Annotated in this window: 4 protein-coding genes; 3 read left to right on the top strand and 1 reads right to left on the bottom strand. The window is 68.7% G+C overall.

The genetic code is table 11. The annotated features are described in order from the left end of the window. Positions 1 to 454 precede the first annotated feature (454 nt). Positions 455 to 1108 (bottom strand): S-adenosyl-l-methionine hydroxide adenosyltransferase family protein, encoded by a 654-nt coding sequence (locus FWJ67_RS10635; RefSeq protein WP_414482804.1) that lies wholly within the window; start codon positions 1106 to 1108, stop codon positions 455 to 457. A gap of 299 nt (positions 1109 to 1407) precedes the next feature. On the opposite strand from FWJ67_RS10635, the gene FWJ67_RS10630 reads away from it, so the two are divergent. From FWJ67_RS10630 to FWJ67_RS10620, 3 genes are all read left to right on the top strand, one after another. Then, positions 1408 to 1662, top strand: a complete 255-nt coding sequence (locus tag FWJ67_RS10630; RefSeq protein WP_304173324.1) for a hypothetical protein — start codon at positions 1408 to 1410, stop codon at positions 1660 to 1662. After that, positions 1659 to 3122 (top strand): sodium:solute symporter family protein, encoded by a 1464-nt coding sequence (locus FWJ67_RS10625; protein WP_414482477.1) that lies wholly within the window; start codon positions 1659 to 1661, stop codon positions 3120 to 3122. Before FWJ67_RS10630 ends, FWJ67_RS10625 begins: the two co-directional genes overlap by 4 nt. 122 nt (positions 3123 to 3244) lie before the next feature. Beyond that, the coding region (locus FWJ67_RS10620; RefSeq protein ID WP_414482803.1) for a M20 family metallopeptidase at positions 3245 to 4399 on the top strand (1155 nt) is incomplete at its 3' end.

The following is a 4399-nucleotide window of genomic DNA, read 5'->3' as shown; positions in this document are numbered from 1 at the left end:
CTTCCACCGCTTGTTCCATGGCGGCCCGCAGGGCCAGGGGGTCGGCCGTGCAGACCGAGTAGATCCCCCGCACCTCCCCCCGTCCTTGGGCGGCGACGATGTGTCTTAGATAGGCTGTTGCATGATCCATGGCTCTACGCTCCTTCGGGACTCCACGAGCCGTGCAGGCCAGGGCGTGGCTCGGGTGGGGTTGGAGGGCACGAAGCCCCAAGGGCCGATGGCTGGCACGCTTCCAGGATAGTCCAGGATGCGATCATAAGTCAACGATATGTTGATCGTTCATGATTGATATGTGCTCTCATGTGGCCGTTGTTGATTGCGCGTGCAGGCCGCTCGGATGGTCCCGGCGGCTCCCCCGGCAAGGATCGTTTGGACGGGAACGTTGGTCCGCCAGGGAGACCCCGAACGTGGGAGATGGACGCCCCGGTCAGCCAACGCGCAGACGGCCCGGCCTTCAGGCCGGGCCTGTCCGAGGTGCCCCTCGGCTGGGGTGGGCGAACCGCCCGCCCTCCGGCAGCCGCTCGATCACCACCGGCGAGCCGAGGTCCGCCTGGAAGAACTCCTGGGCGCTGCCCATGTTGATGGAGACCTCCAGGAGGTCGGTGCTGGCCAGGAAGATCAGGTGGTCCCCCTCGGGCACGTCGCCGTAGGTGTTCACGAAGACGCTCTCAACGGTCTTGTCGCCCACGGTCACCCGGACCCGGTCCCCATAGCTCAACCCCAGCTCCCGCACCAGGCCAGCATCAATATTGGCCTGCAGGTTGCCATAGAAGTCGATGAGGACCACTTCGCCCCGGAGGGTGGACCCCTCCCGGCGCGCCGGGGTGATGTCCAGGGTGATGTAGTCGGTGATCTCGGGCCCCACCTCAGCCGCAGGCCAGCCCGAGGCGATCCGGGCAGCGGTTGGGGTGAAGATGTCCCGCCCGTGGAAGGAGTAGGAGATGGGGCCGGGGCGCCAGTAGGCAGGGTTGGTGACGTGACGGACGGAAGCCACGCCGAACTCCTGCATCACCAAGGTGAGGAGGCCGTTGTCCGGCGAAGGCGATGATGCCGTTGGTCTGCCGCTCCGCAGGGCTCGCGGCCAGCGGGGCGGTGCCAGCCAGCGCAAAGACGAGGGCCACGGCCAACGCTGCCATCCAGGACCGATCGCGTACCATCCACCGAACCTCCTGTTCCTTGAGAAGCTTTGACGCTTCGTCTCTTCTCTTGTAGAGTACCGTATAATTCCTGCAAGTCAATCTGATTCCATGGAATTCACCCGAACCGTCGTGTCCACCCACGGCCGCTCCTGCCAACGACCGCCATCGGAGCCCACTCCACCCGAACCGTCCCAGCCACGCGCCCGCCTTGGAGATCACCTGAGAGCTCGAGAGACCAGGGGGCCTCAGCCCCAGGGAGGGATGTCCTTTGGATGAGAAGGCGTTGGATGCAAAGGTGGCCGATGAGCAGGCGCCTCACGGGCTGGAACGGCGCTTCGCCTTCTTCAGCCTGGCGCTCTTGGTGCTGCTCATCTTCCCGGTCTTCGCCGTGGCCAATCGGGTGCAGCCCATGATCCTGGGCCTGCCCTTCGCCCTGGCCTGGATCGTCTTCTGGGTTGGGGTTGAGTTTGTCGGGGTGATCCTCTTCTACTGGGCGGAGTACGGAAGGAGGCCGAAGGCATGAGCCGCTGGGTGCTGGCGCTGGCCATCATGCTGGTCTACCTGGGGATCGCTTTTCTGTTTGGGGTGCTCGCCGGGCGGGGCCGGTCGGCGTGGTCGGTTTCGGAGTTTGCGGTGGCCAACCGGGAGCTGGGCCTGCTCTTGATGTGGTTTCTCATGGGCGGGACCGTCTTCAGCGCCTTCGCCTTCCTGGGTGGGCCGGGGTGGGCCTACTCCCGGGGCGCCGCCTCCTTCTACATCTTGGCCTACTCGGCCCTGGGGATGCTCCCCTGGTACCTGATCGGCCCCAAGGCGGCCCGGCTGGGCCGGCAGCGGGGCTACTTCACCATGGGCGACTTCCTCCGGGACCGGTACGGCTCCACCCTCCTGGGCGTGATCGTTGGGCTGGTGGCGGTCCTGGCCTTCATCCAGTACCTCACCCTCCAGATCAAGGGGATGGCCTACGTCTTCGAGGTGCTCACCGAAGGGCACATCCCCTTCTGGGCGGGGGCGCTGCTGGCATATGGGATCGTGGTGGCCTACGTGAGCACCAGCGGCGTCCGGGGGGCGGCCTGGAGCGACGTCTTCCAGGGGCTCCTCATGCTGGTGGTCGCCTGGGGCATGGGGCTCTACCTGGTCTTCTCCCTCCACGGCGGGCCGGGGCCCATGTTCCAAGCCATCGACGCGGCCCGGCCCGGCTTCCTGCGCCTGGGCGGCCCCGGCTCCACCATGTCGCCCATGGCCTACTCCACCGCCATCCTGGTCTCGGTGCTGGGCTTCATCATGTGGCCCCACCTGTTCATGAAGTCCTTCACCACCAGCGAGCAGCGGATCAAGCAGACGGTCCTCGCCTACCCCCTCTTCGCCATCTTCCTGGTGCCCGTTCTCTTCATCGGCTTCGCCGGGGTCCTCAACGTGCCGGCCGACGCCCTGGAGAACCCGGACCAAGTCCTCCCCTACATGCTGACCAACCTGCTTCCCGTGAGCGGCTGGCTCTTCGGGCTCATCGGCGCGGGGACCCTGGCCGCCGCCATGTCGTCGGCGGACGCCATCACCCACGGCGCCGCCGTGGAGCTCACCCGGGACGTCATCCTCCCCCTGGCCCCCGCCCTGACGGAGCGGGAGCAGGTCTGGATCATGCGGGCGGCGGTGGTGGTGATCGGGGCGGCGGCGTACTGGCTGGCGATCTTCGGAGCGGCGGGCCTGGTCCAGCTCCTCTTGGGCGCGTACGGCTCCATCGTCCAGTTCGCCCCCCTGATTTACGGCGGGCTCTACTGGCCCCGGGCCACCCGGGCCGGCGCCCTGAGCGGCCTGGTGGCGGGGGTGCTGGTCAACTCCTACTTCCAGCTGGTCCAGCCCGTGACGCCCCTCGACATCAACCCCGGCATCCTGGGTCTTCTGGCCAACGTGGCCCTCTTCGTGGCGGTCAGCTGGGTGACCCGGCCCGCATCGACCGAGGTGGGAGAGGCCTTCCTGCAGGCGTGAAGGCGGGAGACCAGCGTGAGGGCGAACACCGACGTGAAGGCGGGAAGCCGGTCTGCCGGCCACCCGCGGCGTGATGCGGCCCCGTCGGGAACCCATCGTGAAACCCACGAGGAGGGAGGCCCATGGCGATCGATCTCCAGGAGGTCACCCGGCAGGTGGCCCGCCACCTGGACCGGGCCCAGCTGGTGGCCTGGGCCCAGGAGCTGATCCGCATCGACACCACCAACCCGCCGGGGAACGAAGCGCCCGCGGTGGCGTGGCTGGAAGAGCGTCTCGAGGCCCTGGGATTCACCCACCTCCGGCGTCATGAACCGGCCCCCCGCCGGGTGAGCCTCACCGGCGACTGGGGCGGGTCCGACGGCCCGACCCTCATCTGGAACGGCCATCTTGACGTCGTCCCCGCCGGTGACCCAACCGCCTGGCGCTTTCCCCCGTTCGCGGCCCACCTCCACGAGGGGCGGATCTGGGGCCGCGGCGCGGCGGACATGAAGGGAGCCTTTGCCAGCCTGCTGGCCGCCATCGACGCCCTCCAGCGGGCGGGCATCCGGCTCCGGGGCCGGCTCCACCTGCAGGCCGTCGCCGATGAGGAGATGCTCGGGATGTTGGGCACCAAGGTCCTGGTGGAGGAGGCCCGCGGGGAGCCCGCCGGCGTGCGGGCCGACGCGGCCATCTGCGGCGAGCCGACGGGCCTGCGGCCCATGGTCGCAGCCCGGGGCCTCCTCTGGGCCCAGATCACCACCGTTGGCCGGAGCGCCCACGCCTCCACGCCCCATCTGGGCGTCAACGCCATCACCAAAATGGCCCGGGTGATCGAGGCTCTGGAAGCCCTCCCCTTCACCGCCCACCACCCGCTCCTGGGCCCGCCCACCCTGACGGTGGCCACCATCCAGGGCGGCGAAAAGGCCAACATGGTGCCGGACTGGTGCCGAATCACCCTGGACCGGCGCCTGGTGCCCGGCGAGACGGTGGAAGGCGCCCGGCAGGAACTGGAGGGAGTGCTGGCGCGGCTCAGAGACGAGGCGGCGGTGGATGCCCGGCTGGAGGTCCTAGAAGCCGCGGAACCGTCGGAGATTCCGGCGGACACGCCCATGGTGCAGGTGGTGCAGGCAGCCCGGGCGGCCCTCGGGCTGGAACCGGTTGCGCCCGGCGGCTTTCCCGGCGGGACCGACGCCCGCTTCCTCATTCGCCAGCTGGGCGTGCCCACCGTCATCTTGGGCCCGGGCGATCTGGCCCAGGCCCATACCACCAACGAGTCGGTGGCTGTTGAGGAGCTGGAG

The organism is Limnochorda sp. (assembly GCF_047459355.1).
Classification (GTDB): domain Bacteria; phylum Bacillota; class Limnochordia; order Limnochordales; family Limnochordaceae; genus Limnochorda.
Note: the sequence above shows the minus strand (reverse complement) of the source record. Positions and strands in the feature narration are given on the sequence as shown.